Below are 21,090 nucleotides of genomic sequence, written 5' to 3'. Positions count from 1 at the left end.
TCATTTCCTCCCATTTCGATAGAAGTGCATTTCAACCACAACCCCTTTTCCCGTCTCAGATACTACAACCATTTTGTCTGAGTACCTTCTCATGTTCGGAAGGCCCATCCCCGCTCCAAAACCCAGCTCGCGAATGTGATCAGACGCCGTGGAGAATCCTTCCTTGATTGCCTGCTCCACGTTTTCAATACCTCTTCCATAGTCTTCAACTCTCACTCTTACCAGGGCCTCATCGTACCAGGCGAAGATATAACCTTCGCTACCGCTATGAATTACGACGTTCACTTCAGCTTCATAACAGGCGATTGATACTCTCCGTATCAGATTGTCGTCATCTGTAAGCGTCTTCAGATAGCTCTTCAGTTTCGCAGATCCAACTCCGGCCATGTCAATTTCCGAATAATCAATATGGAATACGAAGTCAGCACTCTTTTTCTCAACGGCATCTCCCGAAATAAGAGACTTATCAAACCAGTCAACACTTCTCTCCAGAACTTCCCTTCGTCGGGTATCGTGAACGTAGATTAGCCTGAATTTATCAAGAATGGCTCCGATAATATCCTTCTTTGTAATTATTCCGATGAGCTTCCCTTCGGAATCAACAACTGGGAATCTCCCGTATCTGTATCTGTTGAACTTCTCAATCAGTGCCTCAAGATTCATCTCTGGAGAGAGTGTAACTAAATCCCTTGTCATATGCTTTTCAATCGAATCAGTTATGTAGTTGCCCTCCAGAGCAACAATAATGTCCTCTATACTCACTATGCCTTCCAGCTGGTTATCGGCATCGGTAATGGGAACTCCTGATATCTTGCAGATCCTCATCAGTTCTTTCGCCTGCCACATCGTTCTATCTTTGGTTAGCGTGATAACGCTCTTCAACATTATGTCTTTTGCCGTTATATCTACAAATAACCCTCTTAACTTTTCAAGGAGGTCGTCAACACTTCGTTCAGTCAAAGTTCTTCCCTTCTTCTAGTGAATCTCCAAGACCCTCTCTATAAAGAATTCCGCAAGTCCTGTACATCGACATTCTTGCGTGAATCAAAGGCATCTCAAGTTCTTGAGCCAGATGAATCGTGGTCTCAGGAACATTTCTTTTCCTTATTATCAACACTGCAGCGGCTCCAACCACTGAGGCAGTTCTAACACATTGAGGAGAATTCAGGCCTGTTACCAGAATCATTCCAGGTCCTCCAAAAGCAAGCACATCACTCATCAGATCTGCAGCTCCTACCGACTCTATTTCAGGATCTTCAGTTACATTATTCAGTATCTCGCAATCAAGTAACCGGATGATATTGGCAAGTCTCATCCCCTAACCTCCTTATTCAGAAGATCACCTGTATAGTTGTACCTGATGAAAGCATCATATACTACCGGACATTTAGCTTCGAAAATCTCTGCGATTGCACTAGCATACAGTTGGATTTCTGGCTGAGCATGAGAATCTGCTCTCTGATTTAGGAAATTCATAATCGACCTTCCATTGATAGTCCAGTACGCCTCTGTGTACATAGATGTGGGCAGTACAATTCTCGCCATCTCTTTCGCAACGCCCATTTCTATGAGTCTACTATAAGCGACAAAAGCGTTCTTATAGGCTTCTTCGATTATTGCAATCGCCTTTTGAGTGATTGCCTTATCTGCACATTCCACTGAACCCTGTTTGTTTTCGCCGTCTGGAGTCCTTATGGAATCTGGCAGATACCACTCATCAGAGAACTCAGTATATCTTCCGCTTCGCTCATTTATTGACGCTATTCTGTGTCTCACGAGCTGTCTCATAACGAAAATCGGTAGCTTCAAGTGGAACTTGAACACTATGTGTTCAAAAGGGGAGTGGTGACCATGCTCCATCAAATAACGAATTAGGCGATCATCTCTATCTTTGCTAGTTAAGCCCTTACCATAACTTACCCTAGCTGCCTGAACCGCTGAGTAGTCATCTCCCATTCGGTCTACAAGCTCGACGAACCCTTTGTCAAGAACATCAATTCTCATCATTTCCTCCGTCTTCTTTCATCGCCTTTCTCTCTTGTGAACTCTTTCTCTTTCTACTAAAGTATTCTAACAGAAAGAGCCCCAGGACTACTACGGCAGTAAGCGGGACTACTGTAACAAGCGCCAGTTCAAAGATTACTCTTCGCCTTAACTCCTTCAGTGCAGAACTTACTGCATAATCATAATCTTCGAATCCACTCAGCTGAAGATAGAACCTAGCTAAATCATAGTAGTCTCGATCTTTCGTCTCATAATAGGCCATTCCAAGATTCCTAATAGCCCTTGAGTTGTTCGGCCAAAAACGTACTGCCTCCTGATAGCGCTCAATTGCTTCTTCAAAGTCACCATCTTCAAGGTAGATGTCTCCAATTACCATCGAAGCATTAGACGCAAATCTGGGAGGAATCTGATTCAGATCGAGGGAGTCTAAGATCTCCCAAGCTTGAGGTACTTCACCAAGTTGCAGATAGGACATCGCCACATAATAGCTGGAAAGTGGATCCTCTGTTTCCAGCCTCGAAAAGTCCTCTATAACCACCTCTGTAAGCCCTGAGACAAATTCACTTTCGATAAGATCGTCTCCGAGCAGTCCCTGAAGGTTTTCAGAGAATACCGTTTCTCGGATTTCCATTAACCTTTCAATATCCATTGAGCCGATGCTGGAATACAACTCCAGCAAAGCTTTGTATGGGAAATACTGCCCGGGTCGAGCGTCAATCAACTCATTTGCCGTCTCCTCGATCTGCTTTGCCGATCTCGGATCTCTTGTATCAACCCAATCATAGAAGAAGGCTCTCAGAGATACCGCCTTCAAGAGATGGTCCTCGCTTTCAGACGAATAGAGCATATTCAACGCAGAGACAGTTGAAACAGCGACTAACTGGTAGACCACCTCGATGGCTTCCTGAAGGTACGGAGGAAGTACCTCTCCTTGAAGCTCTGAGTAAAGATTACTAAACCAAACCTTGTAGTTTGGTTGGATAGTCTCTCTGTACTTCAGACCCACGGCTAACGTAAGATAAGCCTTCGTTTCCAAATCTCTGCTGTCAAGTGATTGAATATCCATAAGGTAGTTCTTCGAAAGAAGCAAATCCGTTTTGTCAACAGAAAAGGCAAGAGCTGAAACGGTCAATATAAAGGCAAGAACCAAAATGTGCTTCACAAGTCCTCACTCCAAAATGGTCCCAAAGTGATAGCAAGAAATGGCATTTGGGATTCAACATTATCATTGATAACCACATATAGATTAGGTCTTTCCTCAATTGTGACACATATTCCAGTACCGGAGAATGTTACTGTCTTCTCTATCGAAAAGTATTTCCACTGAAAACTCTTCATGTTCTTACAGTATTCTGGATTAACAGACGGCTTAATTACTTTGATTGCCTTGTCAAGATGAAGATCCCGACCCCTGTTCCAGTCGAAGAGCCTGTACGTTGTGTCACTGTTCTGCTGAATCTCGATCAGCTTAGAACTCGGCCCTATTGCGTGTACGACACCTGCAGGCAAAGCCAGAAGATCTCCCTTATTAAGACTGATGTGATTCAGGTCTTTCTCTCTGATGTCGATTGTCTCGGTTTTTTTCTTTAACCCTGCAAGCACCTGACCATTTGTTAAGAAATACCAGCATTCGCTCTTACCCCATGGTTCTCCTTCAATGCGACGGGCAAATTCATCATCAGGATGAACCTGGACTGAAAGCCATTCCTTTGCCGAGATATATTTAACCATCAAAGGAAGCCTAGGCAAAGCTCGTCCGCAAAGCTCTTCAGTAACATCTTCAGGATTCAGTCTTGAAGAGCTTGACTCAAGACTAGTCTTCATATTAGCTGTATCTGACAGAAGCCAAACTTCTCCTATCGGTTCTTCAGAATCTACTCCGTAGATGGTGTTCAAATCACTATCACCCCACGGTCTACTCGAAAAGACGGGTTTGCTTCTGTATATCACTTTCTCACCTCTTTCAGGAAATGCTCCATCTGCTCTTGCGCTCTTAATACCTTTCTTCTATTCTTCTCTCTCTTATCTCTCATCCTTATCTCCGGTAGAAGACCAAAATTCGCATAGACTGGCCTTAAGGGACTCCTGCCAGATACTGTTACATGGTTGACCAGCCCTCCAAGCATTGTCTCCTTCGGAGGAATTAACGTTCTGCGACCGTCAACAAATCGATTGACATTGATTGCCACAAGCCTTCCGGAGACTATTGCCTCCACGTATCCTTCAAGACCGCAAATCTGTCCTGCAAAGAACAGCCCTTGGTAATCTTTGGACTGAAGATCGGGATTCAGAAGCTTGGGTGAATCGAGGAAGGTGTTCCTGTGCATTACTCCATATCTGGCAATGTCGGCGTTCCTTAGAGCTGGGATAAGTCCTAGGATTCTCTTCTGCTCGCTCCATTTCAGCCTCGTTTGAAACCCAACAAGACTTAACAGTGAACCTGAGAGATTTTCCTTTCTAAGCTGAACAACCGCAAAAGGTTCTTCTCCCGTTGCAGGATCGGTCAGTCCCACCGGCTTCATTGGACCAAATCTCAGAGCTTCTTTTCCGCTTCGCGCTATCTCTTCAACAGGCTGGCAGCGTTCGAAGAGAAATCGATCCGAGAAGTTTTCGATCTCCAAAACTTCTGCCGATACAATCTCCTTCCAGAAAACTTCGTACTCCTCAGTCGTAAGAGGGCAGTTCACGTAGTCTCCGGTGTCGGAATATCTGTCAGCAACAAAGGCTCTCTCGAAGTTTACCGAATCCGAAGCGACTATTGGAGCTACAGCATCAAAGAAAAAGAGTGCGTTGCCGAACAGTTCACCTAGATAATTCTCAAGGCATTCAGAAGTTAGTGGGCCGGTACACACTATATTGACTGACCCGGAGATGTCTAGCTGGCACACCTCTTCTCTCCGAACACTGATAAGTGGGTGGTTCTCTATCCTCCTAGTGATCTCTCTTGCAAAGGTCTCTCTGTTTACTGCCAAAGCCTTTCCCGCAGGTACTCTATGACGGTGGGCGGCTTCCAGAAGTCGGGAGCCAATTAGCAGACCCTCTTCCTTCAACAGGCCCGATGCATTGTCCAGTGACTTAGATTTCAAAGAGTTGCTGCATACTAGTTCCGCAAAGTCTTCCGTTTGATGAACATCGGTTTTCCTGGCAGGTCTCATCTCGAAAATCATTACCTCTTTTCCGAAATCCGCGAGGCTCAAAGCAACTTCAGAACCGGCCAGTCCTCCACCGATAACATTTATCCTCATTTCTTCTCTCTTCCTAGTTTGTGAGTTCTATAGTACCTGAATAGTGCTTCTTGATAGTACCCTCCATAAGGAAAGAAGGAATCCATTCCAAACTGCATTACCTTTTTTGTTGAACCGTCCAGCGCGAACAGATCTTTCATCACTCTGCTCACCCAGATATCTACCGGGAAGGCGCTCAGCTTACCGTAGGCAAAGAGCATTACACAGCTACCTACCTTGTAACCAATGCCGTCATGCTTCATCAATTCTTCGAGCAAGTCTTCAGCAGCCAGTGAAGAAAGCCGTGAGAAATACCCTTCTGTCTCTATGTCTGAAAAGAGTTTCATAAGCCACGGAACCCTGAAACCGATTTTGAGCTCGGTCAGAGCTTCTGCTGAGATTCCCTTGGCCTGCTCCAATGAAGGAAACGTGTAGTAACTCTCCTGACATAGATCGATCCTGTTTTCGGGAAAGAGTTCCGATAGTTTGTCGCTCATCCATCGAATCATAGGAATGCTGTTTCTAGTTGAGAGAATATACTCCACAACCATCTCAAAAGGATCTTGCCTTAGTATTCTCAGTCCTTCGGCTTCCTTGAGAGCCTTTTCAGACACTATTCTAACCCTTTGATCAAAACACTTCAGTCTTTCCAGAATTATAGAGTGAATCTCCTCCAGATTATCCCCAAGTCCAAGGTAGTTCCCAATTTCCTCATAGATATCTTTTCCGAGCAAAGATTTGGAGGAAGATCTGACGATAATTCCATCTGAGTCCTCTTTCAGGAAGAGAACTGTATCTCGAACAACTCCCTTCCACCAGTCTCCTTCTTTTCGCCATCGAAAAGTCTGACCACAGTCAAGTGTCGAATCAAGATCAATTAGACCCGCAGGTTTCAAAGTGAATTCAATCACAGGTTCGCCTCATGGGACTCGATAACCGTTTTCAAAAGCCTATATGCGTTGTCTTCAAGGAACTCACCGAGCACTATGAGATAAGAACTCTTTCTAATTCCATCAAGATATAGAGCGGTAATCTGCGTCCCATTCACAACCGTTGAGCTTCTCGAACCCGTAGCTTTTGAAAGCGCGATTATGAGCTGAGGGATATCAAATTCCAACTCCCCATCATAAGGAATCCCTTTTTCGTCGACCAGGCGAAAGACCATTCCACACTCTTCCCCCAGTGATCTGATTCTTTTTGCCAGAGTATCCATTACTTCTTCTCCCTGATTATCCGGCAGTTGTAACTCCCGGTTTTCAACCATCTTTTGCCTTGTAGTGAAACATCTTCGACATCATCAAGAAGTGCACAAGGCTTAATGAGAGTTATCAGCTCTTTCAACACGGAGACCTCTTCAACGGGGATGCTGCTTCGAGAAATTACGGCACCTCTGAATCTCCAGAGATCGGCGAAGCATGAAAAGTCTCTCTCTAGCGCCTCTTTATCTCTCCTTTTCTTGATCTCTCTGGTCTGGACAATTTCCTTGAGACTAGATTTGCAGCCACAGTAATTCTGGACATAGACATTACCCAAAAACTGATTTAGCTTTCCCCTTTCTAGTCTTAGGTTTTCCGAAATGAACTCCAAATCAAACGATTCCGAAACTTTCTGCCCAATCTGACAGATCAGATAAATTGGCTTCTGGGGGCTTGCAAGAAGCGTGGTACTGAAGCTCTTGGCACCTAAGGATTTTGCAGCTTCCGCTGCCTTTCTCAACCTTAATTCTATACATTTCGTACATCTCATGCCCCCTTCCGGCTCATCTTCAAAGGAATCATGAATAGCAGAGAAGTCCTCGGGGCTGTAGTCTGGTTCAGGACACTCAACTCCCATTTCTTGACAGACTCTTCGGAAAGCATGATATCTTTTGAAGAACTCTTCTTCAGGATAGATATTCGGATTATAGAAAAGCAGCATTGAATGCTTCAGTTCCTCTCTCTTCAAAACAGAACTAACTAGATCCGGTGCGCAGCAAACATGAAGCAGATTCAAAACTCAACCAGCTCCTTCAAACTGGCAATGGTCTTATCACCAATTCCACTTACCTTAGCCAGATCATCGCACGAACGAAATGGACCGAAATGAGCACGCGTGTCAACTATTCTCTGAGCAAGCACGGGCCCGATGCCTGGAAGCTTACAGAGGTCTTCCACATCTGCGTTATTAACATTCACCTTTCTCGAACCGGATTGTTCTTCAGCCCCGATAAGAGGAATAATGGCAGCAAGTATCTCAGGAAGTATGGAAGGTCCGATTCCAGGTACATTGAGAAGGTCTTCCTCAGTTATTATGGGTCCCTTGAGTTCCCTGTATTCGATTATAGCAGCTGCCTTAGCTTCACCGATTCCTGGAATTTTCTGAAGAGACTGAGAGGAAGCCGTGTTTATGTCGATTAAAACCACTCCTTCTGCGTTGGAATACAGCTGACCGGAAACGGTCACCATTTCTCTCAAGTTACTCAGGGTCTTTTCACCAATTCCCCTGACAAGAAGAAGATCGTCAATGGAAAAAAACGGACCGGACGTAGCTCTGTAATCGACTATTGCTCGGGCCTTGGCAGGGCCTATCCCCGGCAACAGCTCCAGCTCCTTCTCCGAGCAAGAGTTCAAATCAATAGGGAAGCTAACCGACTTCGGTTTATCAGAGTTTTCACCGATGGCCGTTGAGTTGCTACCGCTATACCCTGAGAGGGCCACAAACCCCATGAGCACTAGTATCACAATTGATCCGATTATCTGTAACTCCTTGACCGAAATCTTCCTCATCTCAACTGCCTCGGAAACCTGTCAGTGATATTCCAGCCCGTTATCCTCTGGAGTGCCTGAACGTCGACTGATGAAGAGTACTCTCTGGCCGCTGCCGCATCAGGGAAAATCCCTAAAACAGCTGCATAGAATGTTCTCCCGTCCGCGGTTATTGACTTATACACAAAGGCAGGGTAACCTGCACTCCTCAGATCCATTACTTGTGGTGCTATCCCATCTGAGACTGTGTGCGATACGAGTTGAATTCCATAAGCCGTCTTTGAGTCATAAAGTCCGTCAAGTGGGTTCTTCCCCAGAAACATCACGCCAAAACTATCCCCCACCCTGGTGATAAAGTACTTCCCGAGACCTTTCTCCACGCACAACTTGAATGCTGTATCTTCTTCCACAACAACATAACCAAACTCGGAACCTTCTGCAAGAAAGTCGAAGGAGTTCAGTATTAGCCGCCTATAGTCGAATACCTCAAGAAAGAAGTTCTGAGTTTCTGGAATCGATATTGTCTCTCTGACAACCTGTGTTCCTGTGGGAAATTGTACGGGATTGTCCGGCTGTTCAGGCTGATCGATCCCCTGAGAAAGCACAGAACTTCTGATTTCCTCAATTATGAGTTCCGACTTTCTGTTTTCCTCCCGGAGAAAAATAGCATATCCTCCAAGCGTCATGACAACTGCCGACAATGCAAGAACGATAACGATAAGAGTCTTCAGAACATAATCATGCGATACTTCGCTCATACAAAATTCTCCAATCCCCTCCAGGTCTTTTCCCTGACAAATCTCTCAAATATAGAACACCCCACGAAGTAAGTCTTGTCGAGATTTCCGTCAGGAGTACTGATTCTTACACCACCTTTCTGTTCGACCAAGTCAACCAAGGACGACATATCAATTCTGGAAGACCATCTACTGTCCCACAGCAATTTCACCACTCTAAAAAAGTCTTCTGTCACACTACTATCCCCTGTACCAAATTTCTCGGCCAGACGTAATTCCATCATGGCTCCAAATAGAAGTGAAGAATCATATCCAGCCTTAAGCCTAGAAGCAGTTTCAATAAGCCTTCCAATTTCCGTGCCTACAACGAATCTGCCAGTTTCAATTCCCTTAAGATAAGCTTTCACTGACGAGAAAACAATATCTTCCCATTGCTCAGCAGAGATATCTTTACCAGAGACCACAACGTTAAAAAGATACTTGAAAAGCCTATTATCAAACGAAAGGGCAACCAGCAAAGGAAAGATCAGAACACTCTTGGACGAGCAAGCATACTCTCTGTAACTGACCTCAAAATCAATGAAGACTTTGTCCGGGAGACAGTTGAAAGAGAGAAGGTCCTTCACAAACTCGAAATTCACCCTGAATCCTTTCAGCGCAGGCATCACCTGACTAACTGTCGTCGTAGGAAAGAGGAAGAGCTTCTCAATATCGGTATGACCTGATGACGCATAACCTACCAGATCGATGAGAGAACCTCCTCCAACGGCTGTTATTGCGTTTCTTCTCGATGCCCTTATAGCCTGATATATTTCGAACACTCTGTCAACTGACTTCACATGTTCTCCACCGGGCATCAAGTATTCGTCTTCCAGTCTTTCGCCAAAAACCTTTCTAAAACCAGAGTCTACTATTTTCAGGGACTCTGGAAGTCTTCCAGCAAAAGCCTTCCCAAAAATCAACTGACACCTTTCAGCTGATTCACTGGTAAATGTGATTCTTCTCATTCCACTCCTTCTTCAGCAAGTGCCTTTAACAGACGAACCGCATTAAGAACATCATCATAATCAACCATCTCGTGAGGCGAGTGCACGTATCTGCAAGGAACCGAGACCGTTCCTGAGGCTATTCCTCTTCCGGTCGTCTGGTAACCTCTAGCGTCAGTGCCTCCAAAAATCAAGACCTCATACTGAGTGGGAATCTCCTTTTTCTCAGCAATCTCCTTCAATCTAGATACTACTCTCGAAGAGCTTATGCTTCCGCGATCCTTTATCTTTATCGTAGGTCCTTCTCCAAGTTTGAATCCCATTCTCTTCAAAGATTTCGGGGTGTCGGGTCCTGTGGTAACATCTACTGCAACAGCCATATCTGGCATAATATCAAATGCAGCGACACTTGCACCCACTAGTCCAACTTCTTCCTGAACGGCGAAGACAAAGTAAACATCGTCTTTGGGATCCTTTAGCTCTTTCAAGACCTGTATCATAATTGCACAGGCGATCCTGTCGTCCATAGATTTCGAGATGAGTCTCTTTCCAAGATCGATGAACTCTGAATCATATGTTCCAAAAGTCCCGATCGGTGCCTTCCTCTCTGCATCACTCTTATCTATTGCTCCGATGTCAACGAAAATGTGGTCGAAATCAAGATTCTTGATGCTCTCCCCGAGCTCTTTGATCGTCTCACCTTCTAGGTCAACGACACCTGATGCTCCTGTCTCAAAAATCAATCTCGAACCCAAAAGCATATATGGAGACAGCGCACCTATCGAATCAATCCTGAGAAAACCATTTGAGTCGATATGTGTGACCACGACACCGATTTCGTCCATGTGACCGTCAAATAACAGCTTCTTGCCACTCTTTCCTTTCTTCAGAGCAACAAGATTGCCTAACGGATCTATCTTCATGCTATCAACGTATGGTTTGATCTCTTCGGCGATCGCTTCCCTTATAGCATCCTCCCTACCACTGGGAGAACTAATCGTAACCAGTTTCTCAATCAGCTTTTTCATCTAGACAGCACCTTCCCTTCCTTAACTAGTAAACTGGCGAGTTTTACCACTCCGAGAAAATCATTGACGTTTATTACAGAAGTTGGAGAATGTATGTATCTCGAAGGAGTCGAGATAACACCTGACGGTATACCCGAAATTACTCTTGCAAGCCTAGCTGCATCAGTACCCCCAGCTATCCTGCTCTTGTACTGGAATTCTATTGAGTTTTTCTTAGCAGTATCCACGATTGTGTCGAGTATCCTCTTATCTAGCACCAATCCACTGTGGGCAAATGTTAAGACGGGGCCTCTTCCAAGACTTGTGGCCCACCTGTAATCAGGAAGCTCCGGGTTGTCTCCAGCCGTAGTGTTCTCGAACACAAGAGCTGCGTCCGGCTTTATCTGTTTCGCCGCGACCCCGCTTCCCCTCAGACCAACCTCTTCTTGGACCACCCAGGCGAAATAGACATCAAAATCCAGACGGTACCCTTCAAGGCTCTCAAGAATCCTTATTAATACTTCGCACCCCGTCCTGTCGTCAAATGATTTCGCAATCGCATAGTCGCCAATCTCTTCGTACTGAGTATCGAAGAATACTGGGTCTCCAATGCGATGGTTCTTCTGAGCCTCTTCCTTCTTTGAATAACCCAAATAGATTCTCAGTTTGCCCATGCTTGGTGTTTTAAGCAAAGCGGTTGGATCCTGAGTGTGTATGGCTTCAAACCCTATCACCCCAGGAACAAAATCCTTTCCCACCAAAACCTTTTTACCCATCAATACTCTTGGATCGACTCCTCCTACACTGGTGAAAGAGAGTGTGCCGTCTTCATTGATCTTCTTCACCATAAGACCAACCTCATCGGTATGAGCAAGAAGCATAAGCTTCTTAGAACTCTTCCCCGTCCCTTTTTTCTCCGCAATTAGGTTTCCAACTGTATCGGTCCAGATCGAATCGACTCTTGGCTCGACAATGCTCCTGATGAAGGAAGAGACTTTTTCCTCAAAACCTGATATTCCCGGGAGTTCACAAAGGTCTTTCAGGCGTTCTAGCTTCATTGCTCCTCAGCCCCCTTCAGTGATATGAAAAATCCTGCAAGTAATCTGGCCGTTCCTGCAACATCACTAACTTGAACTACTTCGACTGGAGTGTGCATGAACATTTCAGGGAGAGAAAGCAGAAGCGTTGGAACTCCGGTGCCGGCTATTTGGACATTGTCTGCATCAGTTCCCGTTCTACCTGAGGTGAAGTCATATTGAACTTTGATTTCATTGTCTTTCGCATGTTTATCGAGTAACTCAAAGTACTTCTTGTGGATATTCGGGCCTCCAACAGTTAAGGCCGGACCCTTTCCAAGTTCGACATCGTTCTCTTTGTCATGGTGAGTAACATCCATGGCAACACCAAGATCGATTTCCAAAGCTTCAGCGGCGCCCTTTGCTCCTATTGCCCCGACTTCTTCTCTTGTTGTGAACACGAAATAGACGGTAGGAGTTGTACTGTATTTCGAGAGCTCTCTTGCAGTCTCTATGCTTATCGCTGCACACGCTCTGTCGTCAAGAGCTTTCCCAGCAACCTTGCCGTTCATCTCAAACGCTAAAATGTCTACTACTGCAAGATCGCCAACACCTATCTTCTCATAATCCGGATTAATCGAAGCATCAATGAAGAGCTCATCGAAAGAAGGGACTTCTCCTCTTGTCTCCCTTTTCTGAAGGTGGGGAGCCAACATTCCAATTACTCCTGATCTTTCCTTTCCATCTCTGCTCCTGATCTTAACCTTCTGAGAAATCAATACCTTAGGATCGACGCCTCCTAGCTCTTCAAACCTTGCAAACCCTCTTTCATCGACTCTCGAAATCACAAGCGATACCTCGTCAACATGAGTGAATACGCCTATTCTCTTCCCACTTCCTTTCTTAACTGCAATCAGATTTCCAATTTCGTCTGTATAGGTCTCATCCACAAACGGACCTATCGCTTCCCTAATTACCGAATGGACCTCATCTTCGTATCCCACAGGTCCAAAGGCATTGGAGAGATTAATCAATAACCTGGCTAAACTCAATTCGCCTCCCCCTTTACTTCAAACTTAACATTGTCCGCCTCTTCAACTACTATCCTGCCCGTCCTTACGTGTGCCACGGCAGGCTTATCAAAACGATCGTATTCCTGAGTTATGAAATTCCCAATCTGGATCAGTGAAGGCTGCAAATCGATCGCTGCGATTATCCCGATTTCACCCTGAGAGTAACCGGCTCTAACAACCCCTCTTGCACTTCCAAATATTACAACACTACCACCGGCGATTACCTCTGCACCGGGATGAACATTGCCAACCACCACAACATCATAATTGTGAACAACTATCTGTCCTGATCTGAGATTACGCCTAATGATCTGAGCTCCTCGGACTTCAGTAATCTTCTCTCTAACAAGATCATACTTCTGACCGACTTTCACATCCTTCTGCTCCATACTACCCACGAGTATGTCCTTAACGTGGACACCAAGATCACTCAACAGCGAGACGATCTTAACGATGTCATCCGGTTTGCTTGTATCTTGAGTAAGCATGAGCGAGATCTCATCTCCTTCACGAAAGAAATCCTTCGCGTCAGCAAACTTCTTCATGATGTCTTGCCTCAATTCATCGACGGTTCTGTAAGAGTCAATGAGAAGAATCAGCCCTTTTTTTGTCATTCTGAAGTCAATCGGCATCACGATCACCCCTTTCTTCAAGATTCTATCATGAAAAAACCCTACCCTAGGCGGATTATGAACCCAAAGTAGTCGGCGAAAGCCACGAAAGAAAAGCATCGACCTCTTGACCGGGGACGGTTTATAGTGTAATATAAATTCGTGCTTCGGCCCTCATCGTCTAGTGGCCTAGGACACTGGCCTTTCACGCCGGCGACCGGGGTTCAAATCCCCGTGAGGGCGCCAGAGGTGGAAGCGTAGCTCAGAGGAAGAGCGTCTGCCTTACAAGCAGAAGGTCACAGGTTCGATCCCTGTCGCTTCCACCAGATTGATGGCGAGGTAGCTCAGCAGGTAGAGCAGCGGACTGAAAATCCGTGTGTCGACGGTTCGATTCCGTCCCTTGCCACCAGAGTTTTCCGTGGATTCTTAATTCACGATATGTCCTTCCGGGCATATTTTTTTAGACTGAATTACTGTAAAGTAGCTGCTATAATTAGCTTTATGCTGGGGGTGAGGTGGTGGAGAGATCTTCGCGACACAAACACATCTTAGAGACTCTTGAAGCTTCTACCGTTCCGGTAAAGGGACAGACTCTGGCAGCTGAAACAGGCGTTAGTAGACAGATGATCGTAAAGGATGTTGACGAGCTAAGGGAAAGAGGCTATAGAATCGTCTCTACTCCGAGAGGATATGTTCTTGACGGAAGAAAGAGTTTAAGAATGGTTGTCTCCGTAAAACACGAGGAAAAGGATATCTACGAGGAACTTTCAGCAATAATAAGAGCTGGAGGACGCGTAATTGATGTCAGCGTGATTCACGCAGTCTATGGTGAACTCAAAGGTCAGCTTAATCTATCAAGCATAGATCATCTAAACAGGTTCGTATCTGCTTTGAAAGCATCAGATGCACTTCCTCTTCTTAGTCTTTCAAAAGACGGAGTTCACCTTCACACTATTGAGGCGGACTCTGAAGAGGTACTGGGGAGTATCAGAAACATGCTGGAGGAGAGGGGCTTTTTTGCCAAGTAGAGGGGTAAGCGAATGAACATAGACGAAGTCATTCAGAAATATATCACTTCCGGTAGAAGAAGACGAATGCTTCTCTTGACATCAATGGAATGGATGCTTGTGGCCGGAGGGGTGATGATTACCTCCCTGACTCTTCCTTCTATTGTTGACGATCTCGCTGGAACTGTTGGAAGCCAGAACATGATGGCGAGTTCCGTATTTGCAGGTATGCTTCTTGGAGCCCTATTCTCCGGTGCAATTTCTGATAGATTCGGAAGAAAGTGGACTAATCTTGTTCTTTTGTTGATCGCCGGATTTTCAACAGGACTCACCGGCGCTTCTAACTCAATGAGAGTGTTCTCCCTGGGAAGATTTATCTCAGGATTTGGTTATGGCGGATTGTTGCCTGTTGTAAACGCCTACCTTACCGAATTCTCGTCCATCAGAATCAGGGGCCTTTATCTTGCTCTCCTGGAATCTAGCTGGGCAATTGGAAGTATCTTGATAGGTGGATTCACAATGTTAACGCTGGAATCCCTTGGATGGCAGTGGTCATACTATTTGCTTGCCTTCTTCAGTATTCCCCTTATATTCGTATCCTTTCTTCTTCCTGAGAGTCCAAAATATGAATTCATGAAGAAGGGAAAATCAGCTCTGGAAAAGATTCTTTCGACGAGTATAGATGAAGAAGTTGAGATGCACCAACGCCAAAAGCAGCCTATTCTGGGGCTTTTTAGAAACGGTCTTGCGAGAAGAACAATCATGATATGGATAAGCTGGTTCTCGGTTAGCTTTGTGTACTACGGAATCTATACTTGGGCTCCAAAGATTTTCATGTCGAAAGGGCTCACCCCAGTTTCATCTCTCTGGTACACCTTTTTCATGCTTATCATGCAACTTCCAGGATATCTTGCCGCAGCGCTTCTTATAGAGAGGTTCGGTAGAAGGCCATCTCTCACATTCTTTTTTGCGGGAATGGCAGTATCGTCTATTGTGATGGCTTTTGTAAGCAGCTCTTCGCTTCTTCTTTTCGCCAGCGTTCTGATTTCTCTATTCGTTCTTGGAGCTTGGGGCATGGTATACGCTTATACCCCTGAATTATATCCAACCGAGATGCGTGGCCTTGGAAACGGTACTTCAGGAGCTATGGCAAGGTCAGCAGGAATTATCGCGCCCTATTTCACCAGCACTTTAATGGGAGCCACCGGTAGCGTATTTGTTGTAATGATTTTTATGGCCGCTCTCAGTACATTTGCAGCTATAGTTGTCTTCAGAATGGGTGTAGAAACAAGACAGGTGATAATTGAATAGTTTGAATCTCCGCATTCATTTACATCAAGGATTGTCTTGCAGAAGCGTGTCTCCGTTGCAGAAAACACCTAAAGTTTTCTTTCCAGGTGAATTTCAGGAATTGTTTCAATATTGGTCATTTCTCTGTCATGCGCACACTCCATCAAATCGAATCGCTGGGATATATCTAGAATTCAGAAGAAATAAGATTTTGCTTATGCAATATTTACACTTATTAGTTATTGTCATATAGTTATCAATTATTAGATAATATTATTGAACTTTATTGAATTGATGACTCTCCAAAGATTGACTTCTTCCCGGGTTTACCGATATTTTCTCTTGCAGTACGCTTATTGCCGATCGGATGGAGGGCTCTGGATGAAGAAGCGGCTTGCTAAGTGTCCCAGCTGCGGCGGATATCTACAATTACCGAGTATACCTTTAAGAACTGCGAGATTAAGATTATCGGGACCTTTGTGCAAGACGAGCTGCTTTACCTGCCCGAAGAACTCCTTGACTTCCTGAAAGTGTTCATTAAGAATAGAGGAAATCTCTCTGAACTCCAGAAGGAGCTAAGTATTTCCTATCCCACTGCAAGAAGCAAACTGGAGTAACTGGTACAAGTCTCGGATATGAGCTTGCAAATCGCCAAATTCAGGAAGCTTCGAAGATCATCAGGAAATTGGAAGAAGGAAATCTCAGTGCCAAGGAAGGTGTAGAGCTTCTAGGCAAGAAGAAGAAAAGGCAACAGCTTCTCTTAATCGTTCTCGAATGGTGGCTTCTTCCAAAAGAAAGAAGCACTGCTCTTCAAAAAGAAGAATTGCTTTCCTAGATACTCGGTATTCGTAACCATCCAACGATCTGCAAAGAAAAAATGGTATATTATTGTTGCTTGAATACTTCCCGTGAAGGGGTGTATCTAATGAAATTGATTAAAGCGCTCTTTTTGATTCTGCTAATAGGTGCTGCTCTCCTCGTTATCAACAGTATCTTCAGCGTTACCATGGCCAGGATTTATTTCGGTAGAATAGAGAGAGACGGAAGGTATTTGAAGGTAGAACAAGAGGAGGTCTTCTTCAAGGTTATTGGAGACGGCGACCCAGTTCTAATGATACATGGTTTTGCTGGATCACATTTTGATTTTCTAGAGCTTGCTAAACTGCTTTCATCGAATAGAAGAGTCTACTTGTTGGACTTGCCCGGTTTTGGGCTGTCCACTGCCTCTAACAAAGGTGACTATTCAAGAAAGGGTTATGCTGAGCTTGTGGTTGATTTAATGAGCCTATTGAACATTGAGAAAGCTGATTTGATTGGCCATTCATTTGGAGGAGAGGTCTCTTTGAACATCGCCTACTATTTTCCCGAAAGGGTCAACCGCCTTGTTCTCATTGACTCTTCCATTCACGGGGATAGAGATATTCTCCCCGGTTTCTTTGCGCGAAGCAAGATAATGACGCGGATCGCTATGAGGTTCTATTTCCAAACTTTTCCGGTTCAAAGATTGCTTTATACTAAAGGATTGGGAGACAAATCCTTATTCAGTTCTGAAACTTTCGGCAGATATTTCTCGCTCGTGGACCATATGTCCTCTTCTTTCATTTATGAATTCATAAACAGTGATGACACAGCTTCTATATCGGATAAACTTGGCGAAATCGAATGCAGCACGCTGATCCTTTGGGGAGAAAAAGATATTATTCTCCCAGTTGCGGAGCATGGAGAGCCGCTGGCTAGAAAGATTCCCAATAGCATTCTGAAAGTAGTAGAGGGAAGCGGACACGCTCCATTTCTTGAATCACCTGATAGGATAGCAAAAGAAATCATCGGTTTTCTGGAATGAACGAGGAGGGCGATGTGTTGAGGCTAACCAAACCGGAAGTAGTCGTGAGCAGGTGCCTGGGCTTCGAAAGTTGCAGATACAACGCTCAGATGATCCCGAACAAATTCGTGGAGAAGCTGAAGAAGTTCGTCAATTACAGGACCGTATGTCCGGAATACGACATCGGGCTCGGAGTTCCTAGGCCGCCCATTCGCATGGTTTTCAGATCTAATGAAACAAGACTAGTGCAACCCTTAACGGGAGTTGACGTTACTGAACGCCTCTTGGAGTTTACGGAGAGTTTTTTTGCTGGACTGGAAAGGGTAGATGGCTTCATTCTCAAGTCGGCCTCACCTACGTGTGGCATAAAGGATGTTAAGGTCTATCCAGGAGAAGGAAAAGTCGCCTCATCAGGAAGGGATTCTGGTTTTTTTGGAGGCGCTGTACTAGAAAGATACTGTGGGCTTCCTATAGAAGACGAGGGAAGACTTTCTAATTTCACTATAAGAGAGCATTTCTTAACTATTCTATTCACCGTCACGCGCTTCAGAGACCTCTCCATAAATCTCACCAGAAAAGGTCTGGTTGATTTTCAGTCGGATAACAAGCTGCTCTTCATGTCCTACAACCAGAACGAAATGAGAATAATGGGAAGAATAATCGGAAAGATGGATTCAAGAGGTATTGAAGAAGTATACAGCGATTATTCATCCCACTTCTACAAGATGATGTCCACCCCCCCAAAACATACTTCACACATAAACGTCTTGATGCATGGGCTTGGTTACTTCTCTAAATACATCTCTTCTTCTGAGAAGAGGTTTTTTCTAGAGACGCTTGAAAGATATCGAGACGGAAAAATCCCGCTAAGTGTTCCTCTCTACATATTGCGTTCTTACATTGTTGCATTTGACAGTGAGTATCTTGCTCGTCAAACATTTTTCCAACCCTACCCTGCTGAATTGATTGAGATAACGGACTCCGGGAAGGGAAGGTCCGGAAAATGAAGAGTGATAGGATTCATAACCTGAGTAAGAGACGAGATATGAAAGGTAGATTCATTATGTACTGGATGCAGGCCTCTCAAAGAACCGAAGAAAACCCCGCACTCGAGATCGCAAAGCAAGAAGCCAAGAGAAATAGCCTTCCTCTTATAGTCCTTTTCGTCTTCAACACCGATTACCCCTCTGCAAATCTCAGGAACTTTTCCTTTATGATTGACGGGCTCAAGGCTGTTAAATCAAAGCTCAAAGAAATGGGTATCAGATTCACTGTTCTAGAGGGTAATCCAACAGAAATCGTCCCCCGGGCCTCAAGGAACTGTGCTTTGATCGTCACAGACGTTGGATACCTCAGGCATCAGATCGCATGGAGAAGGGAAATTGCGAAAGCATCCTCGTGCCCGGTAATCGCGGTCGAAGCCAACGTAGTTGTTCCTGTCAAAGCAGCCAGTAATAAGGAGGAATACAGCGCAGCTACGTTTAGGCCAAGAGTGTTGAGTCGCCTTCAAGATTTCATAACTGACTTCGAATCCGTCGTGTTCGAACCCGGAGACCCTGTAACCGATTTTGAGACCACATTTGATCTCGACAATCCGGACCTTTCAAATATCGACGACACGGCATCCATGGTCAGCAACTTTCCTGGCGGACAGGAAGAAGCAAATAGACAACTTGAGATATTTCTAGAAACCAAAATAGATAGGTTCGAGAAAGAGAGAAATGACCCCAATTGTGACTGTCTATCAGAGATGAGTCCATTTCTTCACTTCGGACAAATCTCCCCTTGTCTGATCGCCAGGAGGGTTATGGAGTCTGGTTCATCGGGAATAGAAGCTTATCTTGAAGAGCTTATTGTTAGAAGAGAACTGAGCATGAATTTCGTGTTCTATAACTCCAGGTACGATTCCTTCGAAGCACTCCCCCCGTGGGCTCAGAAGACGCTCAATGAACATAGAAGCGATAGGCGGGAATACGTATACTCACTTTCTGAACTGGAAGGCGGGATGACTCACGATCCTTACTGGAACGCAGCACAGAGAGAAATGGTCGTGAAGGGCAAAATGCACGGTTATATGCGTATGTATTGGGGAAAGAAGATCCTCGAATGGAGTCCAGATCCTGAAACTGCAATCAGCTCGGCGATCTATCTTAACGACAAATACGAACTAGACGGTAGAGATCCGAATGGTTATAGCGGCATTCTCTGGTGCTTCGGAAAACACGACAGAGCTTGGGCGGAGCGTTCAGTATTCGGAAAAGTCAGATATATGAACTCAAACGGCCTAAAAAGGAAGTTTGATGCCGATGCCTATGTGCAAAAGATCAGTTCTTTGACGAGTAAAGAGTGAAACACGAGCTGTATTCATAGATATCAATCACCTCGCCATCCTTGAGCACTTCCATTCGAACTGAGACATCGTAATTGCCAGAATGAAGCCCCAGAATTCTTATCGCTTTATGAGGGTAAGTGAAGGCCTGTGTAACGAAATCTCCGCTTCCCGGAGTCTGCAGTTTTGCAGCTACTTCAATGGTTCTATCTTTGTGGAGATAAACGCCGTCTATCACGATGCTGTAGCCGCCCGTAGGCCTTTCTCCCCCCTTGACTAACAATACCGGTTCTTCAAGGATTGCAGAGACCTGAGTAAAAAGACCTTCATTAACCTCCCCCAGAAGAATGCTCACATCGCTATCCCACTCAACTTCAACCGAGACGTCCTCAAACCCAAGTTCTATAGCATCATCCCCCCTATTTTTATCATAATCAACTTCGAGTCCCATTACCACGAGTGTATAACCTCTTTGAAACGTGAGAATGAAGGGATTCATTGTGTAGTATATACCCTCTCTCATCAATGAGATCTTTTTTTCATAACTCTCCCCATTTCCTCTAAGTTGAATGAATACTTCTCGCTCCGAATTCTGGCTTCCTGGATCGAACAACCAGCCGGACAAGACAATTGCGACTTCTCCTGAATAGCTTTTCGAGAGAACTGTGAAGTTCACATTGCTTGTTCTACTTCCTACACTCTCCGTAAGAACAAACGGCTCAAGTTCTGCAAGCTCAACATAGCCAACGTTAAAAGCAAATAGATAGGATAGAAGATTGAAAACTACAATTAAAACCCAGAATGTCTTCTTCATTTAGTCACCTCCTTGGTAATAAGACCACATAAACCGACCGTTTGTTTGTACGAACAAATCGGTGAGTAGCCCAGGGCGATTTCACCCCCAACCATCCGGGGACGTAAGGCTGGCTTCGCCAGGAGGGAGAACCTTTCTAGGGGCAGGACGTTAGGTTGCATGAACTAACTCAATTGGTCATCCTGACGTGCTCTTGGTCAGGGATGAGGCGGATCAGAGGTAAGAGGAATGAGGCTAGAGGTAAGAAGATCAAGATCTCTTCGCTCTTCCGACCTCTTGCCTCTGACCTCAGGCTCTTCCCAAGCCCAAGGACGGGTCCATGATTTGGGACGAAGGACTAAGGACGACTCTTCACAGAGTTCAGCGGGTTTTTGTTCTTAAGCTTACAGCGGATCTTCGTCCAGTGTACAAAGGAGATTTCATACG

General features: G+C 44.9%; 23 protein-coding genes and 3 tRNA genes. 9 read left to right on the top strand and 17 right to left on the bottom strand.

Annotated features, from left to right (window positions below; all coding sequences use genetic code 11):
* The 16 genes from RJ60_RS02335 to minC are packed head-to-tail and all read right to left on the bottom strand — an operon-like array spanning position 1 to position 13,423.
* The gene (locus RJ60_RS02335) at positions 1 to 960 is read right to left on the bottom strand and encodes a CBS domain-containing protein (RefSeq protein ID WP_099828765.1); all 960 of its coding nucleotides are present in this window, start codon (positions 958 to 960) and stop codon (positions 1 to 3) included.
* Positions 953 to 1,315: a hypothetical protein gene (locus RJ60_RS02330; protein ID WP_099828764.1), complete on the bottom strand. Its 363-nt coding sequence runs from the start codon at positions 1,313 to 1,315 to the stop codon at positions 953 to 955. The genes RJ60_RS02335 and RJ60_RS02330 overlap by 8 nt, the downstream gene beginning before the upstream one ends.
* Complete coding sequence (thyX, locus tag RJ60_RS02325) at positions 1,312 to 2,004, bottom strand: FAD-dependent thymidylate synthase (protein WP_099828763.1); 693 nt, start codon at positions 2,002 to 2,004, stop codon at positions 1,312 to 1,314. Before thyX ends, RJ60_RS02330 begins: the two co-directional genes overlap by 4 nt.
* Positions 1,994 to 3,166 (bottom strand): tetratricopeptide repeat protein, encoded by a 1,173-nt coding sequence (locus RJ60_RS02320; protein ID WP_243392213.1) that lies wholly within the window; start codon positions 3,164 to 3,166, stop codon positions 1,994 to 1,996. The genes thyX and RJ60_RS02320 overlap by 11 nt, the downstream gene beginning before the upstream one ends.
* Positions 3,163 to 3,954, bottom strand: coding sequence for a type I phosphomannose isomerase catalytic subunit (locus tag RJ60_RS02315; protein WP_099828762.1), 792 nt, complete (start codon positions 3,952 to 3,954; stop codon positions 3,163 to 3,165). Before RJ60_RS02315 ends, RJ60_RS02320 begins: the two co-directional genes overlap by 4 nt.
* A complete protein-coding gene (gene trmFO / locus RJ60_RS02310) occupies positions 3,951 to 5,249 on the bottom strand; it encodes a methylenetetrahydrofolate--tRNA-(uracil(54)-C(5))-methyltransferase (FADH(2)-oxidizing) TrmFO (protein WP_099828761.1) in 1,299 nt (432 codons plus the stop codon). The genes RJ60_RS02315 and trmFO overlap by 4 nt, the downstream gene beginning before the upstream one ends.
* Positions 5,246 to 6,139 carry a DNA-3-methyladenine glycosylase gene (locus tag RJ60_RS02305; protein ID WP_099828760.1) on the bottom strand — a complete coding sequence of 298 codons (894 nt, stop codon included), beginning with the start codon at positions 6,137 to 6,139 and terminating at the stop codon, positions 5,246 to 5,248. The genes trmFO and RJ60_RS02305 overlap by 4 nt, the downstream gene beginning before the upstream one ends.
* Entirely contained in the window at positions 6,136 to 6,441 is a 306-nt protein-coding gene (locus tag RJ60_RS02300) for a hypothetical protein (RefSeq protein ID WP_099828759.1), read from the bottom strand. The genes RJ60_RS02305 and RJ60_RS02300 overlap by 4 nt, the downstream gene beginning before the upstream one ends.
* Positions 6,441 to 7,220 (bottom strand): epoxyqueuosine reductase QueH, encoded by a 780-nt coding sequence (locus RJ60_RS02295; protein ID WP_099828758.1) that lies wholly within the window; start codon positions 7,218 to 7,220, stop codon positions 6,441 to 6,443. Before RJ60_RS02295 ends, RJ60_RS02300 begins: the two co-directional genes overlap by 1 nt.
* Positions 7,217 to 7,993: a ComEA family DNA-binding protein gene (locus tag RJ60_RS02290; protein WP_099828757.1), complete on the bottom strand. Its 777-nt coding sequence runs from the start codon at positions 7,991 to 7,993 to the stop codon at positions 7,217 to 7,219. The genes RJ60_RS02295 and RJ60_RS02290 overlap by 4 nt, the downstream gene beginning before the upstream one ends.
* Positions 7,990 to 8,730: an SPOR domain-containing protein gene (locus RJ60_RS02285; protein ID WP_099828756.1), complete on the bottom strand. Its 741-nt coding sequence runs from the start codon at positions 8,728 to 8,730 to the stop codon at positions 7,990 to 7,992. The genes RJ60_RS02290 and RJ60_RS02285 overlap by 4 nt, the downstream gene beginning before the upstream one ends.
* Entirely contained in the window at positions 8,727 to 9,716 is a 990-nt protein-coding gene (locus tag RJ60_RS02280; RefSeq protein ID WP_099828755.1) for a 3-dehydroquinate synthase, read from the bottom strand. Before RJ60_RS02280 ends, RJ60_RS02285 begins: the two co-directional genes overlap by 4 nt.
* Positions 9,713 to 10,723 (bottom strand): M42 family metallopeptidase, encoded by a 1,011-nt coding sequence (locus tag RJ60_RS02275; protein ID WP_099828754.1) that lies wholly within the window; start codon positions 10,721 to 10,723, stop codon positions 9,713 to 9,715. Before RJ60_RS02275 ends, RJ60_RS02280 begins: the two co-directional genes overlap by 4 nt.
* The gene (locus RJ60_RS02270) at positions 10,720 to 11,760 is read right to left on the bottom strand and encodes a M42 family metallopeptidase (RefSeq protein WP_099828753.1); all 1,041 of its coding nucleotides are present in this window, start codon (positions 11,758 to 11,760) and stop codon (positions 10,720 to 10,722) included. The genes RJ60_RS02275 and RJ60_RS02270 overlap by 4 nt, the downstream gene beginning before the upstream one ends.
* A complete protein-coding gene (locus RJ60_RS02265; RefSeq protein ID WP_099828752.1) occupies positions 11,757 to 12,770 on the bottom strand; it encodes a M20/M25/M40 family metallo-hydrolase in 1,014 nt (337 codons plus the stop codon). The genes RJ60_RS02270 and RJ60_RS02265 overlap by 4 nt, the downstream gene beginning before the upstream one ends.
* Entirely contained in the window at positions 12,767 to 13,423 is a 657-nt protein-coding gene (gene minC, locus RJ60_RS02260) for a septum site-determining protein MinC (protein ID WP_099828751.1), read from the bottom strand. The genes RJ60_RS02265 and minC overlap by 4 nt, the downstream gene beginning before the upstream one ends.
* A gap of 149 nt (positions 13,424 to 13,572) precedes the next feature.
* On the opposite strand from minC, the gene RJ60_RS02255 reads away from it, so the two are divergent.
* From RJ60_RS02255 to RJ60_RS02215, 9 genes are all read left to right on the top strand, one after another.
* Positions 13,573 to 13,648, top strand: a tRNA-Glu gene (locus RJ60_RS02255).
* A gap of 5 nt (positions 13,649 to 13,653) precedes the next feature.
* A tRNA-Val gene (locus tag RJ60_RS02250) sits at positions 13,654 to 13,728 on the top strand.
* Between the two features lie 7 nt (positions 13,729 to 13,735).
* A tRNA-Phe gene (locus tag RJ60_RS02245) sits at positions 13,736 to 13,811 on the top strand.
* Between the two features lie 109 nt (positions 13,812 to 13,920).
* The gene (locus RJ60_RS02240) at positions 13,921 to 14,430 is read left to right on the top strand and encodes a transcription repressor NadR (protein ID WP_243392212.1); all 510 of its coding nucleotides are present in this window, start codon (positions 13,921 to 13,923) and stop codon (positions 14,428 to 14,430) included.
* A gap of 12 nt (positions 14,431 to 14,442) precedes the next feature.
* Positions 14,443 to 15,720 (top strand): MFS transporter, encoded by a 1,278-nt coding sequence (locus RJ60_RS02235; RefSeq protein ID WP_099828749.1) that lies wholly within the window; start codon positions 14,443 to 14,445, stop codon positions 15,718 to 15,720.
* 380 nt (positions 15,721 to 16,100) lie between these two features.
* Complete coding sequence (locus RJ60_RS15955) at positions 16,101 to 16,316, top strand: DUF2089 family protein (protein WP_243392211.1); 216 nt, start codon at positions 16,101 to 16,103, stop codon at positions 16,314 to 16,316.
* A 308-nt stretch (positions 16,317 to 16,624) separates the two neighbouring features.
* The gene (locus RJ60_RS02225; RefSeq protein WP_099828748.1) at positions 16,625 to 17,542 is read left to right on the top strand and encodes an alpha/beta fold hydrolase; all 918 of its coding nucleotides are present in this window, start codon (positions 16,625 to 16,627) and stop codon (positions 17,540 to 17,542) included.
* 14 nt (positions 17,543 to 17,556) lie between these two features.
* Positions 17,557 to 18,528: a DUF523 and DUF1722 domain-containing protein gene (locus tag RJ60_RS02220; RefSeq protein ID WP_258001746.1), complete on the top strand. Its 972-nt coding sequence runs from the start codon at positions 17,557 to 17,559 to the stop codon at positions 18,526 to 18,528.
* On the top strand, positions 18,525 to 19,871 hold the full coding sequence (locus RJ60_RS02215) for a deoxyribodipyrimidine photo-lyase (RefSeq protein ID WP_099828746.1): 1,347 nt from the start codon (positions 18,525 to 18,527) through the stop codon (positions 19,869 to 19,871). Before RJ60_RS02220 ends, RJ60_RS02215 begins: the two co-directional genes overlap by 4 nt.
* On the opposite strand, the gene RJ60_RS02210 is transcribed toward RJ60_RS02215, so the two are convergent.
* Positions 19,846 to 20,664, bottom strand: a complete 819-nt coding sequence (locus tag RJ60_RS02210; protein WP_099828745.1) for a protease complex subunit PrcB family protein — start codon at positions 20,662 to 20,664, stop codon at positions 19,846 to 19,848. The genes RJ60_RS02215 and RJ60_RS02210 overlap by 26 nt on opposite strands.
* Positions 20,665 to 21,090 lie beyond the last annotated feature (426 nt).

Source organism: Mesotoga sp. B105.6.4 (assembly GCF_002896535.1).
GTDB lineage: Bacteria > Thermotogota > Thermotogae > Petrotogales > Kosmotogaceae > Mesotoga.
Note: the sequence above shows the minus strand (reverse complement) of the source record. Positions and strands in the feature narration are given on the sequence as shown.

Excerpts from the sequence above, each read along its gene's own strand:
- RJ60_RS02330 (WP_099828764.1), bottom strand. The coding sequence starts at position 1,315 with ATGAGACTTGCCAATATCATCCGGTTACTTGATTGCGAGATACTGAAT.
- RJ60_RS02210 (WP_099828745.1), bottom strand. The coding sequence starts at position 20,664 with ATGAAGAAGACATTCTGGGTTTTAATTGTAGTTTTCAATCTTCTATCC.
- RJ60_RS02285 (WP_099828756.1), bottom strand. The coding sequence starts at position 8,730 with ATGAGCGAAGTATCGCATGATTATGTTCTGAAGACTCTTATCGTTATC.
- thyX (WP_099828763.1), bottom strand. The coding sequence starts at position 2,004 with ATGAGAATTGATGTTCTTGACAAAGGGTTCGTCGAGCTTGTAGACCGA.
- RJ60_RS02270 (WP_099828753.1), bottom strand. The coding sequence starts at position 11,760 with ATGAAGCTAGAACGCCTGAAAGACCTTTGTGAACTCCCGGGAATATCA.
- RJ60_RS02215 (WP_099828746.1), top strand. The coding sequence starts at position 18,525 with ATGAAGAGTGATAGGATTCATAACCTGAGTAAGAGACGAGATATGAAA.
- RJ60_RS02235 (WP_099828749.1), top strand. The coding sequence starts at position 14,443 with ATGAACATAGACGAAGTCATTCAGAAATATATCACTTCCGGTAGAAGA.
- RJ60_RS02290 (WP_099828757.1), bottom strand. The coding sequence starts at position 7,993 with ATGAGGAAGATTTCGGTCAAGGAGTTACAGATAATCGGATCAATTGTG.
- RJ60_RS02275 (WP_099828754.1), bottom strand. The coding sequence starts at position 10,723 with ATGAAAAAGCTGATTGAGAAACTGGTTACGATTAGTTCTCCCAGTGGT.
- minC (WP_099828751.1), bottom strand. The coding sequence starts at position 13,423 with ATGCCGATTGACTTCAGAATGACAAAAAAAGGGCTGATTCTTCTCATT.
- RJ60_RS02225 (WP_099828748.1), top strand. The coding sequence starts at position 16,625 with ATGAAATTGATTAAAGCGCTCTTTTTGATTCTGCTAATAGGTGCTGCT.
- RJ60_RS02300 (WP_099828759.1), bottom strand. The coding sequence starts at position 6,441 with ATGGATACTCTGGCAAAAAGAATCAGATCACTGGGGGAAGAGTGTGGA.
- trmFO (WP_099828761.1), bottom strand. The coding sequence starts at position 5,249 with ATGAGGATAAATGTTATCGGTGGAGGACTGGCCGGTTCTGAAGTTGCT.
- RJ60_RS02280 (WP_099828755.1), bottom strand. The coding sequence starts at position 9,716 with ATGAGAAGAATCACATTTACCAGTGAATCAGCTGAAAGGTGTCAGTTG.